This window comes from Myxosarcina sp. GI1 (assembly GCF_000756305.1).
In the GTDB taxonomy this organism is placed as follows: domain Bacteria; phylum Cyanobacteriota; class Cyanobacteriia; order Cyanobacteriales; family Xenococcaceae; genus Myxosarcina.
Genome location: NZ_JRFE01000025.1, coordinates 73,177 through 88,727, shown reverse-complemented (window position 1 = coordinate 88,727; position 15,551 = coordinate 73,177). Strand labels below are relative to the sequence as shown.

Below are 15,551 nucleotides of genomic sequence, written 5' to 3'. Positions count from 1 at the left end.
AAAACTTTTTTAACTAAAACTTTTTGCCAATAAAGGTAATAATAAAGTCACAAAATAATAGACCAAAGGGGCAGTAAAAACGTAGCTATCGGTTCGGTCTAAAATCCCTCCGTGACCTGGAATTAACTGTCCCGAATCTTTTACTCCTGCATCCCGTTTCATCATCGACTCGGTTAAATCTCCTAAAAGACTGGTAACACCGATTAGAATACCCAACAGCAAACCGCTAAACTGCCACGCAGGCAAACAAAAATACCAGGCACCTAACTCGGCAACCAATAAACTACCGCCTATACCAAATAAAGCTCCTTCTACAGTTTTCTTTGGACTGATATTAGATAATTGCGTGCGACCAAAACTTTTACCCATCGTGTACGCACCGATATCTGCTGCCCAGATACAGGCCATAACTAAAAAAGTCAGAGTTAAAGCAGCGGGAAACTGACTGGGATTTGCCCAGGATTCTGGCCAGTAACCGTTTAGTGGTAAATTACTCAAACTGGCACTATTAGGCAAACTTACTCGCAAACGCACCCAATATGTAGGTAAATAGCCGCCATAAAACAAACCTAGAATCGAACTGGCAATGTCGGCAATAGTCGCCATTTTGGGCTGAAAAAGTAAATAAAAACAAATTATCGTTCCCCCCAGGCAAAAGGCTGCATCGGTAATGCCTGGAGTAATAATTGCGCTAATTAATAAGATTTGCGATACTACTAAAGTTGTTTTTCCTGCGGGTTCGATCCCTTTAGCGCGAACTAAACGAAAATACTCTAGCTGTCCTAAAAAAATTATAATACCGATACCGATAGCAAAATACCAGCCTCCAAGAATAATCATTCCCAAAGCTAGGGCGATCGCTACTAAACCACTAATAATACGGGTCAATGACATAATGGGTTGCTGTTTATTTCATAAGAAAAAAGAAAAATAAAAATTCAGGTTAAGATAGCCTTATGAAAGGTTAACAAATAAAAATTACTGAGTAAAGCTATATATAAAGGTATCAAAAATCCAGTTTTCAACTCACTTATACTTTATCAGTCAAATCTTTTCTCCACTAAGAATAAACATTGGGTTGACGGCAGCAAAAGTTTGCTGAATACCTCTGGTTTCTAAACGATTGACGGCAGATTGAACTACTTCTATATTACGTGCCTGTAATTCTGCTAAACCTCGAGAAATAACATATAAGTTTTCTAAGTTATTAACGGTGGCAACAATTCGCCCTCCAGTTTCAAGATATTTCCAAGCTTGTTTGAGTATATCCTCGATTGGCTTGCCTCCTTCTAAACAGACCAAATCGGGTTTGGGATTTAAATCTTGCAGACATTCTGGCGCGCTGCCTTCTACTATCCGCACGTTTTTAACGCCAAAAAGTTCGCAATTACGTTCGATTAAGCTAGCAACTTCTTCGTCTCTTTCGATAGCAATAATTTCACCTTCAGGGCAGAGTAAGCCCATTTCTACAGGAATAGTGCCAGTTCCCGCTCCGATATCCCACAGTACCGAGTTTGGCTTCATTCTTAAAGACGAAATTAGCAAAATACGAACCTCTCTCTTACTCAAAGGAATACCAGGAAGGCGAGCAAATAGTTGGTCTGGAATACCAGGCGTTTTATAAGGCCAAAGCATGATCTTTGATTGATAAACAGCTATCGAAACTTAGCAACCGAACAAATTTTTGGCAAACTACGCAACCCTCTTAAACTTTTTGCACGAATCATTCGATTACTTTAATTGTTTTTAGAGTGGGATCGCTTAAACCTGTTATCATACCTCCTAAACTGGCGATTTGCTGTAAATAATCTATAGTTCTAATGGTAATCTTTTCTCCTGGCATAAGTAAGGGAATTCCTGGAGGATAGGGGCAAATTAGTTCGGTACAGATGCGATCGCTTGCTTGTTCGATAGGAACAGCTTTACTCTCAGCAAAGAAAGCCTCTCTAGGAGAAATTGCGGTGCGGGTAATGGGTAATGGGTAATGGGTAATAGGTAATGGGTAATGGGTAATGGGTAGTTGCAATCGCGAAAGGGTTTGAAAACCAGCAATTAGTTTATCGATATCTTCAGTGGTATTACCAAGAGAAATAATAAAAGTAAGATGATTGATAAGCGGTAATTCACAGGTGACTCCTAACTGCTGGTGTAAAATTTCATCGGCAGCAAAGCCAGTCATACCAAGTTGCGAAACGTTAATTGTCAATCTAGTGCGATCGCACCAGGTAACACCAGGCTGTTTAGCTGGTTGAAATACCGAAATCTTAGGAATCATCTCTAGATGACTGCGGGCTGTTGTTGCTAAGTTTAAAGTCCGCTCCATCAATTCGGTTCCTTGAGTTGCCATTTGCTGTCTGGCTGCATCGAGAGAAGCCAGCAAAATATAATTTGGACTGGTAGATTGGACTAACTGCAAGGCTTGGCTAATTCTTTGGGGTGCGATCCGTTTACTTTGAAGATGAAGCATGGAAGCTTGAGACATAGCACTCAAAACCTTATGAGTAGACTGTACGGTTAAATCGGCTCCAGCACTGAGGGCTGAAGGAGGTAGATCTGGGTGAAAAGCAAAGTGCGCTCCGTGAGCTTCATCGACTAATAAGGGTAAATTATATTGATGGGTAATGTTAGCGATCGCTTCAATGTCGCCACACACACCCTGATAGGTTGGATACAGCATCATTACGGCTTTACTATCGGGATGCTTTTCTAAAGCTGCTTTAACAGCTTCTGGAGTAATGCCGTATGCCAAACCTTCTTGACTATCGTAGGCGGGATTGATGAATATAGGTAACGCACCAGAAAGTACTAAGCCCGAAATTGCTGAAGTGTGAATGTTTCTGGGCAGAATAATTTTGTCATTAGGATTGCAAGTTGCTAAAATTGCTGCCGCAATACCACAGGTAGAACCATTAACTAAAAACCAAGTCTTTTCTGCACCAAACGTCTTAGCTGCTAGTTGCTGCGCTTCATTAATTACACCTAGTGGTGCAAATAAATTATCGAGTTCGGGTAATTCTGGTAAATCTGCGGCAAATACCGAGCGATCGCATAATCTTAAAAGTTCGCTATTTATTCCCATTCCTCTTTTATGACCTGGAGCATAGAAAGCAGCATGAGGTTTGTTTGTAGCCTGTAGCAACGCTTTGATTACAGGGGTTTCACTCCAGAATTTTTTAGAAAACAAAGTCATCACTTATTACTTGTAATCGTTTAAATTGCAACGGTTATAGATTTGCAAATAATCGAAGTTTTCGAGCTTTAAATTTATTTGACCTCAGCTTTATATAATTTAGTTTTTGCTTAAAGATTGAGTAAAAATCAGGTTTCGACATCGTATTATAAGTGAATTTTCTGATATCTTTTAGTGAGTAGTTATTCTTAACTTTATCACCTCTTGATAAATACTTCTGAAAATATTATTAATTACGCAAAAGCTCATGCAATTATTAAAAAAGTCTTGTCAAACAATGGCAAACCAGAATGACAGTAATCAAAAAAAAATTTTATTAGTAGATGACGATTTAGCACTAAGAAGTTTAATTTGCCGCTTTTTAATTTATCACAATTATGAAGTCAAAACTGCATCCGATGCTAAAACGGCACGCCAAATTTTCAAAGATACTCAGCCAGAATTGGTAATTTTAGACATTAATTTACCCGACGATACGGGGTTAAATTTATGCCAAGAAATGCATCAACATAATGCTGCCGTTGTCATGCTAACTTCAATGGAAGATAGTAGCTATATTTTAAAAGCATTTGAAAAAGGAGCAGACGATTACATTACCAAGCCTTTTAACCTGGAAATTCTTAAAGCTAGAGTAGATGCTGTAATTAGAAGAAATAATGGTTCTAGTTTCAGTTTAAACAATGCTAATACGATAATTCACGATAATCTTAAAATAGATCTTAGTCGCAGACTAGTAATAGTAAATAATCAAAAAATAGCCTTAACCGCTCTAGAATTCGATCTGCTATATTTTTTAGCCAGTAATCCCAATCAAGTTTGGGATCGAGCCAAACTAATCTCTGCTATTTGGAACAAAAATGATTACGATGGAGAAGATCGTAAAGTAGATATTCACATCGGTCGTATTCGTAAAAAAATTGACGATCTCGAAGGAAAATTCATTAAAACTATCTGGGGTAGAGGTTATATGTTTGAAATTCCCACTTCAGATACACTAGAATTAGCAGACTGAAGCCGTTAATTAAATAAAACTACTGATGTTAAAAGCTGGAATTGTGGGATTGCCTAACGTCGGCAAATCTACTTTGTTTAATGCCTTGGTTGCTAACGCTAAGGCAGATGCTGCCAATTTTCCTTTTTGTACGATCGAACCCAATGTTGGCGTGGTTTCTGTACCCGACGAGCGTTTGGATGTTTTAGCAAAAATTTCCAGTTCGGAAAAAATCGTACCGACGCGAATTGAATTTGTCGATATTGCTGGTTTGGTAGCGGGTGCGAGTAAGGGAGAAGGATTGGGCAATCAATTTCTGGCTAATATCAGAGAAGTCGATGCGATCGTTCATGTCGTTCGCTGTTTTGACGACGATGATATCATTCACGTCGCAGGTTCGGTCGATCCCGTTCGCGATATCGAAATAATTAATTTGGAATTATCTCTAGCAGATCTCGCTCAAATCGAACGACGTATCGAACGAGTCCGCAAACAGGCAAAAAAAGATGAAGGTGCCAAAACCGAACTGGTAGCTTTAGAAAAGCTTGCTGATTTCCTTAATGAAGGTAAATCTGTCAGACAAGTGCAACTGAACGAAGAAGAGTCGGCAGCGATCGCGCCTTTAGGTTTGTTAACTAATAAACCCGTGATTTACGCTACTAATGTTTCCGAAGACGATCTGGCTGAGGGCAACGACTGGGTACAAGCCGTAAAAGAGTTTGCTGCTACTGAAAATTCCAAAGTAGTGGTAGTTTCGGCACAGGTAGAGTCAGAATTAATCGAACTATCAGAAGCTGAAAAAACTGATTATCTTGCCGCTTTAGGTGTTGCCGAAGGAGGACTCAAATCTCTGATTCAAGCTACCTACGAACTTCTTGGTTTGCGTACCTATTTAACTACAGGAGAGAAAGAAACCCGCGCCTGGACAATTGTAGCAGGGCTTAAAGCTCCCCAAGCTGCGGGGGTAATTCATTCTGATTTTGAAAAAAAATTTATCAAAGCCGAAACTATTAGCTATCAAAATTTAGTAGACTCTGGTTCTAAAGTTGCAGCTAGGGAAAAAGGTTTGATTCGTTTTGAAGGTAAAGATTATGTGGTTGAAGAAGGTGATGTAATTGAGTTTCGGGTAGGAGGCTAGTAGTCTGTCAACTCTATAATTAATAGGTTTAGTTAAGCAAGGGAAGCAGGGGTGCAGAAGGAGCAGGGGGAGAAGCGCAACCTCTAAAATCAATCATTTATTTACCCTTATCAAAAGTTTAAAGATAAAATCTGATATCTAGCGGGAAAATCTCTGAACTCAAGCCGTTACCTCTGCTGGTTTATGAAGTCGAGCCTTAAAGTTTTCGACAAGAAGATTTTGTAGCACTTCTTTAAGTTCGTCACAGGGAACTTTTTTCATAATCTCTTTTCCCAGATGGGCATCTTTACCGACTTTGCCTCCCATCCAGATATCTACTGCTTCGACAGTTTCGCCGTCTTTACGGGCTTTGGTACCAATCAAGCCAATGTCGGCAACTTGCGGTTGACCGCAGGAGTTGGGGCAACCAGTCCAGTGGATACGCACTGGCTTGGGTACTTCTATTTCTGCCTCTAACTCTCGAACTAATTGCAGAGCGCGATTTTTAGTTTCGATAATGGCAAAATTACAAAATTCGCTACCCGTACAAGAAACTAAGGATCGCTGCAAAGGTTCTGGTGCGATCGCAAAACGTTTGCCAATTAGCGGTTCTTCTAAAAAAGTTTCCAAACGCGAATCGGGAATGTAGGGAATAATTAAGTTCTGCTCGACCGTAAGTCGAATTTCGCCATTGCCGTAGACTTCTGCCATTCTCGCCAGATCGAACATTTCTTCGGCATACAAACGTCCGATGGGAACGTGCAGTCCTACATAGTTCAATCCTGGCTGTTTTTGCTGGTAAACTCCAATGTGGTCGCGTTTATCCCAGTCTATTTCATCTTTTTCTGCTGCCGTTTCTAAAGAATGTCCTAACTGTGCTTCGAGTTTTACTCGAAACTTGTCTAACCCCCAATCTTCTATCAGATGCATCAGACGAGACTTCATTCTTTTCGAGCGCGAGGCATTATCTCGATAGACAATTAATGCGGCTTCGGCTAGAGGTACGGCAGTTTCAGGAGCGATCCAGGCATTTAAAGGAACTGCTTCAACATAACTATTTGGAGCAAAATATCCGCCAACGAGAATATTAAATCCGAGTTTGCCATTTTTATAGGCAGGAAGATAAGCCAAATCGTTGATTTCGGCATGAACGGAATTATCGCGGCTTCCAGCGACAGCAATATTAAATTTCCGAGGTAGGTTGCTTAGTTCGAGATTACCTTCACCATTACTGGTAATCATATCTTGAAGATTGCGTACCAAACCCCGCGTATCGATTAATTCAGCAGCATCGATTCCTGCTACTGGAGAACCCGTAATGTTGCGAACGTTATCCATCCCCGACTGCATACTCGTTAGACCAGCTTTTCGCAGTCGGTCGATGATTTCGGGAATATGTTCGAGTCTCATTCCCCGCAGTTGAATATTTTGTCTGGTAGTAATGTCTGCATTGCCTCGATCTTGAAATCCCGAACCAGAACAGTAACGCTGTACGATGTCAGCTAGAGTTCGTATTTGTCCGCTAGTTAAAACTCCGTTAGGAGTCCGCATCCGCAGCATAAACTTGCCTGGTGTTACGGGACGATGAAAAAAGCCAAGCCATTTTAAACCGTGTTGCAGGGCAAATTCGTTTTCTTTTTCTAATGCTTCCCAACCGATTTCAGCAAAATGTTTTAAATCTTGTTTGTATAGTAGAGGATGCTTTTCTGCTTTTGCTTGTTCGACTTTGTTGAGTTTGTTTTTACTCACAATTTTGTTCTCCTATGACAGATAAATTTAGTCATTTGGCAAACAGATTGAGAGGAAAAATATTATTTCCTTGCCTTCGCAAACTATGCGCCTGATTTTAAAGTAGGTAAATCTTTTGTGTTTGCTGTTTAAAGCTTGCTGCTTAAATCTGCTTTATCTACGGTTAGTTTAAAAGAACAGGCAAGATAAATATGTAGAAAATAATACAATTCTTAAATTACTTAAATGTCACAAATAAGTTATTTTTGTTTGCTTCTAGTAATATTAAACATCGCTATTTTTCACATAATAAAGCGAGAGATAGATACTATCCAGCGAAAAATCAGAGCAACTTGCATTCGGCAGGCTACTCTGACTTGTGGATAAAATAAGTTGTGGTAATATTAGTCAAATACAATAAATTCGATCGTTTATTGTTTATCGAGCCGTACCTACTACATTACAGCCTTTAGCGCGTCGGGTCGCGGAGCTTGAATCCGCGACAGGAGACGCAGTGATTTCACTTGCCGACTCTGTTGCCGCAGAATCAGTATAGCTTAAGTAGATATGCTCGGTTGTTTTGTCTCCGTAGGTACGCTTGGTCAAACTCCAGCCAGGATTGAGATCGATCTTTAGAGAACCATCAGCTAAACCGTGAGTTTTACCAATAATTAGTTCTGGTTGTTCGGGATCTCTGTGGGTGCCAATTAGATTTAACTCGCCATCTTTTTCTATTACACTCAATAAATAATCCATGCCATAATCCTCACCGTCGAGGCGAATCGAATAGCTGTTGCTATCCGAACTTCTTTTGCAGGCATTGGTGAAATCAAAATTGAGCAATAAAGGGTCGATTATCGTAGGATTAGCTCCTACTTCTTCCCAACACTTTTTTTGATCGGGAATTTGCTCGACGATCATCAAGTTATGACCGTGTCGATAGGGTGCTGCCACAATGGCAAACTTACTCGAATCTACTTCACGTTCGCCAAAAGATACGGCACGGACGGCTTTTGTAGGAACAAAATTGGCAATAGCTGCCGCAACAATAAATAGTTGCAATACTGGTGAAAGCTTCATGAATCTCCTTGAATCTCAATTTTGGGTTCTTAGGAGACGCAAATAACCATTCACTCCTCTCACAAAAAAAAATTTTTAGGTAATTATTACCAAAGTTTAATTACTACTAATTAAACTCGATGACTACTACTGCAATATAGTCTGAATAATTGTCGATCGCGATCGGTAAATTTACTGTTTTTTGGATTTTTAATAAAGTTAAATTGCCGAAGTTTTGCTTAATGTAGCTGTTTTAAGGCTACTTACTACTTTTTACTTAAAGTAAAAATATTTAATATCCGAAAATTACCCAGATAAATTTGTCAGTAGTTGCTAATATTCGATCGCATTATTACTGAAGACAAATCTATGCAATGAGTATAAAAGATAGTTAAATCCCGTTCGCTTGGAAAACTGTAGTTTTATTTTTAATATCCACTCTCTTTAAAAACTCAACTACGTAACTCAAGAGGCAAAATTTTGGCAGTTGGCATTTTAAGATTACTCGATTGAAAATAGTTTTAAGATTTAACTAGCAAGTATTCGATAAATTAGAAGTAGTCGATCACATTTGGTTTAGTTAACGGTAATCACTCCCTAAATAATGCCTTTATTTCGCCTACTGTCTCTATTTTTGGGTCTTAGTGTAATTCTGGGGCTATCGATCTGGCTGGTAACATCTCTGTACAGACTTTATATCCAAATTTCTTTTACCGCGCCGCTGTTGGCAAATTTACTGCTGCTGCTGCTAATTTTGCTAATTGGTTTGTTAATTGCTGGCTTTATCTACTATTTAAATCGATATACTACTAAAAGCCCTAGAAGAAAGAAACGCAAACGCCGCCCCCAGGTTAGAATACCCGAACAAAAAACCCAAGTCGCTGCCGCAAATCTCAAGGCTTTAAGAAAACAAGTCGGGCAAATACAAGATACCATCGCTCAAAAAGCTTTATTAAGCAAATCGCAGCAAATAGAAGCTGACTTACAACGAGGTGAGGTAAAAGTAGTTGTTTTTGGGACGGGATCGGCAGGCAAAACATCTTTAGTCAATTCATTGATTGGCGAAATAGTTGGGGATGTAAATTCGACGATGGGAACTACTACCAAAGGCGAAACTTACAGCCTGAAGTTAAACGGCGTAGCTAGAGAAATTTTAATTACCGACACTCCTGGGATTTTAGAAGCAGGAATAGCAGGAACCGAACGAGGAGAATTAGCCCGGCAGCTAGCAACAGAAGCAGACTTACTGGTGTTTACCGTCGATAACGATTTGCGCTCGTCCGAATACGAACCCTTAAAAACTCTAGCCGAAATTGGCAAGCGATCGCTCTTGGTATTTAATAAAGTCGATCTCTATGCCGATGAAGATAAAGAGATTATCCTGGCGCGACTCCAAGAAAGAGTAAAATCTTTTATCGCTCCTGTTGACGTGATTGCGATCGCTGCTAACCCCCAACCAGTTCAATTACCAACGGGAGAAATAATCGAACCCGAAGCTGAAATCGTGCCTCTAATCAAAAGACTGGTAGCTGTTTTGAGGGCAGAAGGAGAAGATTTAATCGCCGATAACATTCTCTTGCAGTCTCATCGTTTGGGAGAAGAAGCCAGAAAAATTATCGATCGCCAAAGACGTAGAGAAGCCGAAAAGATAATCGTTCGCTATCAGTGGATTGGAGCGGGAGTAATTGCCGTTACACCCTTACCAGTTGTAGATATGTTGGCAACGGCAGCAGTAAACGCTCAAATGGTGGTCGAAATTGGCAGAATTTATGGTGTGGAATTAGATACCGAACGAGGTAAAGAATTAGCCCTGTCTTTGGGAAAAACTTTAGTTAGTTTAGGAGTAGTTAAAGGTGCAGTGGATTTATTAGCTAAAGCCCTACAGTTTCATGTCGCAACCTATGTAGTAGGCAAAGCTATTCAGGCAGTTTCAGCAGCCTATCTAACCCGTATTGCTGGCAAAAGCTTTGTAGAATACTTTAAACGCGATCTTGATTGGGGGGATGGCGGTATAAGTGAAGTCGTACAGCGACAGTTTCAATTGAGTCGCCGCGATGAATTTATTAAATCGTTCGTCAAAGATGCCATTTCTAAAGTAGTTCAGCCAATGTCCGAAGCCTGGGGAGATGAAGAAGATGATGAATTGGCAGAAGAAGAGATAGAAGTTGAAGAAATGCAGGCAGAATTGGCAGATGATTGGGAGTAGTTAATTCAGTTAAGCAGTGAAAGCAGTAAAAGCAAGGAAGCAGGGAGCAGGGAGCAGGGAGCAGGGAGATTTTTTTGTCCGACTTGTTTTATCCTTGTCCTAAGTATCCTGCTCCAATTCTTTAAAGCCTAGTGCCTGGTACCTAGTTCTTAGTACCTAACTTATAAATTATTTCAAAAGTACTGGTTGTGCATTAACTGCAATACGAAACAGGCTATAGGGTTTTCTTCTTAGATCTTTGCCATTGTGAAAACCAGGCTGTCTGTGTAGCTGATTGGCGGTGAAATAAAGATAGCCATCAGTTGCTAGAGATAGAGTATCTGCCCAAAGTACGTGAGGATCGTACACTAAAGTTTCATCACTACCAGCCATTGCCTGGGGCGATCGCCGACGAATAGCATTATGTTCGTAGTCGGTAATATAAATGCGTCCTTGTGAGTCTGACTCTAAACCATCAGAAGCACCTTTTGCACCCAAGTCTTCCACAGTAGCAGCAACTTTTTTATCACCGAAATTTTTATTAGCTAAAGCGTCTAGACTAACGCTATAAAGATGTCTACCAGAGAGAACGCTATAGTAAAGCTTACTCCCATCATTGGCAATTGCAATACCGTCGGCACCAATTGTCATATAGCTGGGTTCGCCATCAGCAGGTCGATTTAGTAACGGTTTGCCTTCTACTATCGGTACAAAATTTGGTTCGGCTAAAGTCGAAGGATGTTTATTTAGCTTTCGCCAGCTTTTACCAGAGGCGAGATCGACGACAATAATTCCATTTGTGCCTTCAGGAGAAGAATCGGTAATAAACGCCATTCCTTCCTTTCCGCGAGTAAGGTCAAAACGTACATCATTAAGATAGGTTGTGGGTAAAGCTACATCTTTTGGAAACAAAATAGTTTTAAAGACGCTATTGCTTTCTAAATCTACACCAATTAACTTCGCTCCTCCATAAGCAGCAGGTTTAAATAAAGGTCTACCAGTATCTAATATCCATAAGCGATTATCAGGATCTACTACTACGCTTTGCACCGATACTAGATAGTTTTGTAGCTGAGGATTATCGGAATTTATTTCGGCATCAGGATATGGAACTACCCCATTGCCAACAACTTCTCCTACCGTAAAAGGAACATCATCTCCCCAGCGGGGAAAGTTGACAAAAATACGCCCTTGCTGAGATACGGTTACACCTGTAGGCATTGCCCCCTCAAAAGTTGCTACTATTTCTAATTCACCAACAGTCTGAGACTGCGGCAATTCGCTCAACTGTGCTGCTACATCTTTTCCGAACCAGAATAGAACCGCAGTTACCGAGAGCAAAACTAGAGAACGCCAAAACTTAACCATAAAATCAGCAATTATTTACTATCGGACACAATACCAGATATACAAGCTATCTTGCCATTTGAATTATTGTCTGAAGAAAGATATTTCTTTTTCTTCCTTCAAGAATTAATAAAGGAGTCTTTTTGGCGATCGCCACACATAAAAATCGAATACAAAATAATTTTGTTTGAGTATTTATACCAAAATCTATATATTTATACGGAGAAAAATTCTTAAGGTTTTTTCACATTTTCGTAAAAACACAGAAGTAAAGTATCTAGAGAGAATTAAAAATAAAGTTAATAGTTTATTTTGTAATTGAGCTTAATTAATCATGAATCAAACAAAAGCATTTGACCTACGCAATCGTTCCGATTGGGATCTTTTTGTAAACCTGTTCAGTGGTTTTGCAGGAGTAGGTATTGGCGTAGTTATTGGTAGTCTATTGGGATGGATTTGAATTTTGCCAGTTACTACTCAAAAAACAAAATTAGACAAAAAAAAGAGATGACACCTCTTTTTTTTTGTCTTTTTTGAAGTTTAAGAATGTATTTATAAGCTGTAAATTATTTTTGAGAATCTTCTGATTTTTGCTTAGAAAACATATCGATTACAAATTCTGGTACGAGGTCGGGCATTAACTTAGTTTCAATCAAAGAACCCAAACCGTGATGGTCTGGAGCTTCGGATGGAGGGAGAGAACTACTTTTAGTTTCAGATACATCTTCGGTGCTATCTGCTGGCAACCATTTTAAAAATGGCAGGGGAAGCAAGGTAGAAAGATTGGTAATTATTACCAGTATCCACATATTGGTAAAATTTGTTTCTGTAACTCCCAACCAAGCAGTCAATATCGCTCCAAATTCGTGGGATAGCAGACCCGATAAATTCCAAATCGACATCAGCAAAGCAAACAAAGTTGCCTCTATTCCCTTCGGACAAAGGCGAGCCGACCATACCATCATTGGCATCCAGGTAATTTGTCCCATTACCGTAAGGATTAAACTGTCGCCTAAACTAAACCAGTGGTCGTCTATTCCCAAAGCCCTGTTGGCATGAGTGACTAATAATAAAGTTGTCATGCCCAAACCAGCGGCAATAACCGTACTCCAACCTAAAATAGAGCGAAAAGGAACAGTTTTTAAATAGCGTTGAAAAATAAAAATACCAATCAGAGAAGCAACGCTAGTTACCAAACGCACTCTGCCCAAAAATTCTGGCTCGAAACCCAACTCATTAGTAGTAAAAAAGAAAAACGCCGAATCTGCCGTAGGAGTGGCTTGCCAAATAAACAAGAAAGCGACGGGCAACCAAATAGTTTTTTGCTTCATCGTTTTCCAGAGTTGCCTTACCTGTACTGTAACTACAGACTCTGTTTCTTCTTCATCATTATCATTTGAAACTATTTTTTCTTCTGAAATTAACCAGGCAACTATTGCTACTAGCAAAGGAAAAGTAGCAGTTATTTCAAACACGGCACTGTTACTAAAATGCTGTAACAACCAACCGCTAAGATAGGCAGTAATTAAACCTCCAATTGCCGAAGTTCCCCAGCACAACGACTGCAAAGATCCCGCTCTTCCTAAAGATTCTTTTCTAACCCTTTCTACAACTAAAGAATCGACGATGACATCACCAATTGCTACAGAAAGAGAGGTCAGCAAAATTACTGCGGTTGCTTGCAAACCACTATGAACGAGGTTGGCTAATGCCCACCAGGAAGCACTACCCAACAACCCCGATAAGATGAGATAGGGGCGACGACGATAGCCAAATAAAGGCAAGCCGTCAGATAAAAAACCAAAAACGGGTTTAATTATCCAGGGCAGAGAAGCAATACCAGTAAGGGCAGCAACTTCAGCAGGAGACAAGCCCAAATCGTCTTTAAGAAAAAAGCTGACTGCCAAACGTGCCAAACCTAAAATTCCTTGAACGAAATAAACCGTCAGAATGCCTATCAGTTCGGGAGTTATCTCGTAACCCAGAAAAACTTTTTCTCGTACTAGTTGTTTGAAATCTTTTAACTCAAAGGAAGAGTCGGTCATGTATTTTGTTAAAGTTTTATATCTATTACTTAATAATAGGCAATTGTACTGGTAACGTCTCTCGGCTATAAGTTGGATTTAAGCTTACAGCAGTTTTCAATTGGGTAGACAATATTAGTTTTTTATTAGGGAATAGGGAACGGGGAACAGATTGAATTTATTCCATAGTCTATTCAACTGAAAAGTTCAGTAAAGGTTTAAAATCAAATTTTGTTCGGGCGATCGCAATATGAGCAATCATTGAACAGTGTTTACCGAGCCGTTGCTCATTGCTCATTACTCATTGCTAAATGAAATGACCTATATCTATAACTATCCACCGCTAATTTCTGGCACGCTCATCAAACGCTACAAACGTTTTTTGGCAGATATCGAGCTAGCTACAGGAGAAATCATTACCGCTCACTGCCCAAATACAGGACCAATGACAGGAGTTTGCACTCCTGAAAGTTCGGTTTTGATATCTAAAAGCGACAATCCCAAACGCAAGCTGGCTTATACTTGGGAAGCAATTTTGGTTGACAATACTTGGGTAGGTATTAATACCGCCTTGCCCAATCGCGTAATTAAATCGGCTCTGCAACAACAACTGTTACCCGAACTAGCAGGAAGGTATACTAAAGTACGATCGGAAGTTCCCTATGGTAAAGATAAAAAAAGCCGTATCGATTTTGTACTTACAGGAAATGATGACCAACTGCCTTTATATGTAGAAGTCAAAAACGTTACCCTTTCAGAAGGCAATCTGGCTTTATTCCCCGATACAGTAACTACTCGCGGACAAAGACACTTACAGGAATTAATGGCACTATTACCTGCTGCCAAACCAGTAATGCTTTACTTTATCAATCGTAGCGACTGCGATAAATTTGCGCCAAGCGATCGCTGCGATCCGCAATATGCCCAATTATTAAGACAAGCAGCAGCAATGGGAGTGGAAATATTACCCTATCGCTTTGAAATTACACCACAAGGAATTAATTATTTAGGATTGGCAGAATTGGTTTTAGATAGACCTTCGGAAGTTATTAAATAAGCCCTTTGAATCCTCCAAATATGGGGGATTTAAATTAATTTGTTAGCTATTTATAATTGAGTTATAAGACGCGATTGCAAAATTAATCTACGCGATTTATTTAAAAGCTCATATAACTATGACTCAGCAAAATAATGATTTTTCTGAAGAACATAATCGCTTAATCCAAGAAGCTAGAAAGCAGTTAGAACGACAAAAATACCAGGAAGCCATCGATCATTTAGATTACATTATCAATAATAGCGATCGCGATGGTTATGCTTTTTTCTTAAGAGGAAAAGCTTACTCACAGCTTAAAGAATATAAACCAGCTTTATTCGATTTTGAAACAGCCTTAGAAATTTATCGAGAAACAGACAATAAAAAGTATCAAGTTTATACTTTGATAGAGCTTGCCTTTGTCTATCCCTTTAACGGTAAAGTTCGCGAAGGATTTTTAGCACAGCAGCAAACGTTCAAAATATCTAAAGAACTCGATCTATCAGAGGACGATCCTTTGTACTCTTACGTCTCTGACGCATCTAAAATGTCTGATGATAGTCTAGAAAAAATGGAATCGAGTTTGCAAAGTATGACCTCAATTCCGCCTTGGGATAAATTTGGTTTTATGGGAAGAATGATGGGATATGTGTCTAAAGGTGAAATACAATCCTATCTAGTTTTTACTATCTGGTTGCCGTTTATAATTCTAGTTTTAGTAGGAGCTATCATATTTTCTCCTTTCTGGCTTCCTCAAACAATTTATCAAATATGGAAAAGAAGAAAAAACACTGAATAAAAGTAATTTTAAAAAAAATAAAAATTTAAATAATAATTTCCGACTCAATAATTCAGCAAAATTATTATTCATAAT

General features: G+C 39.3%; 13 protein-coding genes. 6 read left to right on the top strand and 7 right to left on the bottom strand.

What is annotated here, in order from left to right; all coding sequences use genetic code 11:
• Nucleotides 1-9 precede the first annotated feature (9 nt).
• From KV40_RS19910 to KV40_RS19900, 3 genes are all read right to left on the bottom strand, one after another.
• Complete coding sequence (locus KV40_RS19910; protein ID WP_036485323.1) at nucleotides 10-894, bottom strand: phosphatidate cytidylyltransferase; 885 nt, start codon at nucleotides 892-894, stop codon at nucleotides 10-12.
• Between the two features lie 150 nt (nucleotides 895-1,044).
• Nucleotides 1,045-1,635 (bottom strand): precorrin-6Y C5,15-methyltransferase subunit CbiT, encoded by a 591-nt coding sequence (gene cbiT / locus KV40_RS19905; RefSeq protein ID WP_036485321.1) that lies wholly within the window; start codon nucleotides 1,633-1,635, stop codon nucleotides 1,045-1,047.
• A gap of 88 nt (nucleotides 1,636-1,723) precedes the next feature.
• Complete coding sequence (locus tag KV40_RS19900) at nucleotides 1,724-3,190, bottom strand: aminotransferase class I/II-fold pyridoxal phosphate-dependent enzyme (RefSeq protein ID WP_036485319.1); 1,467 nt, start codon at nucleotides 3,188-3,190, stop codon at nucleotides 1,724-1,726.
• A gap of 247 nt (nucleotides 3,191-3,437) precedes the next feature.
• On the opposite strand from KV40_RS19900, the gene KV40_RS19895 reads away from it, so the two are divergent.
• Nucleotides 3,438-4,202, top strand: coding sequence for a response regulator transcription factor (locus KV40_RS19895; RefSeq protein WP_036485317.1), 765 nt, complete (start codon nucleotides 3,438-3,440; stop codon nucleotides 4,200-4,202).
• A gap of 25 nt (nucleotides 4,203-4,227) precedes the next feature.
• Nucleotides 4,228-5,319, top strand: a complete 1,092-nt coding sequence (gene ychF / locus KV40_RS19890; RefSeq protein ID WP_036485315.1) for a redox-regulated ATPase YchF — start codon at nucleotides 4,228-4,230, stop codon at nucleotides 5,317-5,319.
• Between the two features lie 159 nt (nucleotides 5,320-5,478).
• Here ychF and KV40_RS19885 read toward each other — a convergent pair whose 3' ends face one another.
• Both KV40_RS19885 and KV40_RS19880 read right to left on the bottom strand, forming a co-directional pair.
• On the bottom strand, nucleotides 5,479-7,047 hold the full coding sequence (locus KV40_RS19885; protein WP_253274326.1) for a ferredoxin--nitrite reductase: 1,569 nt from the start codon (nucleotides 7,045-7,047) through the stop codon (nucleotides 5,479-5,481).
• Between the two features lie 417 nt (nucleotides 7,048-7,464).
• Nucleotides 7,465-8,106 carry a DUF3747 domain-containing protein gene (locus tag KV40_RS19880; protein ID WP_052055787.1) on the bottom strand — a complete coding sequence of 214 codons (642 nt, stop codon included), beginning with the start codon at nucleotides 8,104-8,106 and terminating at the stop codon, nucleotides 7,465-7,467.
• Nucleotides 8,107-8,689: 583 nt separating this feature from the next.
• Here KV40_RS19880 and KV40_RS19875 point away from each other — a divergent pair.
• Complete coding sequence (locus tag KV40_RS19875; RefSeq protein WP_036485311.1) at nucleotides 8,690-10,291, top strand: YcjF family protein; 1,602 nt, start codon at nucleotides 8,690-8,692, stop codon at nucleotides 10,289-10,291.
• 168 nt (nucleotides 10,292-10,459) lie between these two features.
• On the opposite strand, the gene KV40_RS19870 is transcribed toward KV40_RS19875, so the two are convergent.
• A complete protein-coding gene (locus KV40_RS19870; RefSeq protein ID WP_036485308.1) occupies nucleotides 10,460-11,638 on the bottom strand; it encodes an L-dopachrome tautomerase-related protein in 1,179 nt (392 codons plus the stop codon).
• Between the two features lie 313 nt (nucleotides 11,639-11,951).
• Here KV40_RS19870 and KV40_RS37010 point away from each other — a divergent pair, with 313 nt between their 5' ends.
• Entirely contained in the window at nucleotides 11,952-12,077 is a 126-nt protein-coding gene (locus tag KV40_RS37010; protein ID WP_256381151.1) for a hypothetical protein, read from the top strand.
• A gap of 106 nt (nucleotides 12,078-12,183) precedes the next feature.
• Here the strand turns inward: KV40_RS37010 and KV40_RS19865 are convergent, their stop codons facing one another.
• Nucleotides 12,184-13,662, bottom strand: coding sequence for a folate/biopterin family MFS transporter (locus tag KV40_RS19865; RefSeq protein ID WP_036485304.1), 1,479 nt, complete (start codon nucleotides 13,660-13,662; stop codon nucleotides 12,184-12,186).
• Nucleotides 13,663-13,957: 295 nt separating this feature from the next.
• On the opposite strand from KV40_RS19865, the gene sfsA reads away from it, so the two are divergent.
• Together sfsA and KV40_RS19855 are read left to right on the top strand one after the other, a co-directional pair.
• On the top strand, nucleotides 13,958-14,698 hold the full coding sequence (sfsA, locus tag KV40_RS19860; RefSeq protein WP_036485302.1) for a DNA/RNA nuclease SfsA: 741 nt from the start codon (nucleotides 13,958-13,960) through the stop codon (nucleotides 14,696-14,698).
• Between the two features lie 118 nt (nucleotides 14,699-14,816).
• Complete coding sequence (locus KV40_RS19855) at nucleotides 14,817-15,476, top strand: hypothetical protein (RefSeq protein ID WP_036485299.1); 660 nt, start codon at nucleotides 14,817-14,819, stop codon at nucleotides 15,474-15,476.
• The last annotated feature ends 75 nt before the right edge of the window (nucleotides 15,477-15,551 follow it).

Bases quoted from the DNA above. Each gene is read 5' to 3' on its own strand.
- KV40_RS19880 (WP_052055787.1), bottom strand. From the start codon at position 8,106: ATGAAGCTTTCACCAGTATTGCAACTATTTATTGTTGCGGCAGCTATT.
- KV40_RS37010 (WP_256381151.1), top strand. From the start codon at position 11,952: ATGAATCAAACAAAAGCATTTGACCTACGCAATCGTTCCGATTGGGAT.
- KV40_RS19865 (WP_036485304.1), bottom strand. From the start codon at position 13,662: ATGACCGACTCTTCCTTTGAGTTAAAAGATTTCAAACAACTAGTACGA.
- KV40_RS19900 (WP_036485319.1), bottom strand. From the start codon at position 3,190: ATGACTTTGTTTTCTAAAAAATTCTGGAGTGAAACCCCTGTAATCAAA.
- cbiT (WP_036485321.1), bottom strand. From the start codon at position 1,635: ATGCTTTGGCCTTATAAAACGCCTGGTATTCCAGACCAACTATTTGCT.
- KV40_RS19870 (WP_036485308.1), bottom strand. From the start codon at position 11,638: ATGGTTAAGTTTTGGCGTTCTCTAGTTTTGCTCTCGGTAACTGCGGTT.
- sfsA (WP_036485302.1), top strand. From the start codon at position 13,958: ATGACCTATATCTATAACTATCCACCGCTAATTTCTGGCACGCTCATC.
- KV40_RS19895 (WP_036485317.1), top strand. From the start codon at position 3,438: ATGCAATTATTAAAAAAGTCTTGTCAAACAATGGCAAACCAGAATGAC.
- ychF (WP_036485315.1), top strand. From the start codon at position 4,228: ATGTTAAAAGCTGGAATTGTGGGATTGCCTAACGTCGGCAAATCTACT.
- KV40_RS19910 (WP_036485323.1), bottom strand. From the start codon at position 894: ATGTCATTGACCCGTATTATTAGTGGTTTAGTAGCGATCGCCCTAGCT.
- KV40_RS19855 (WP_036485299.1), top strand. From the start codon at position 14,817: ATGACTCAGCAAAATAATGATTTTTCTGAAGAACATAATCGCTTAATC.
- KV40_RS19875 (WP_036485311.1), top strand. From the start codon at position 8,690: ATGCCTTTATTTCGCCTACTGTCTCTATTTTTGGGTCTTAGTGTAATT.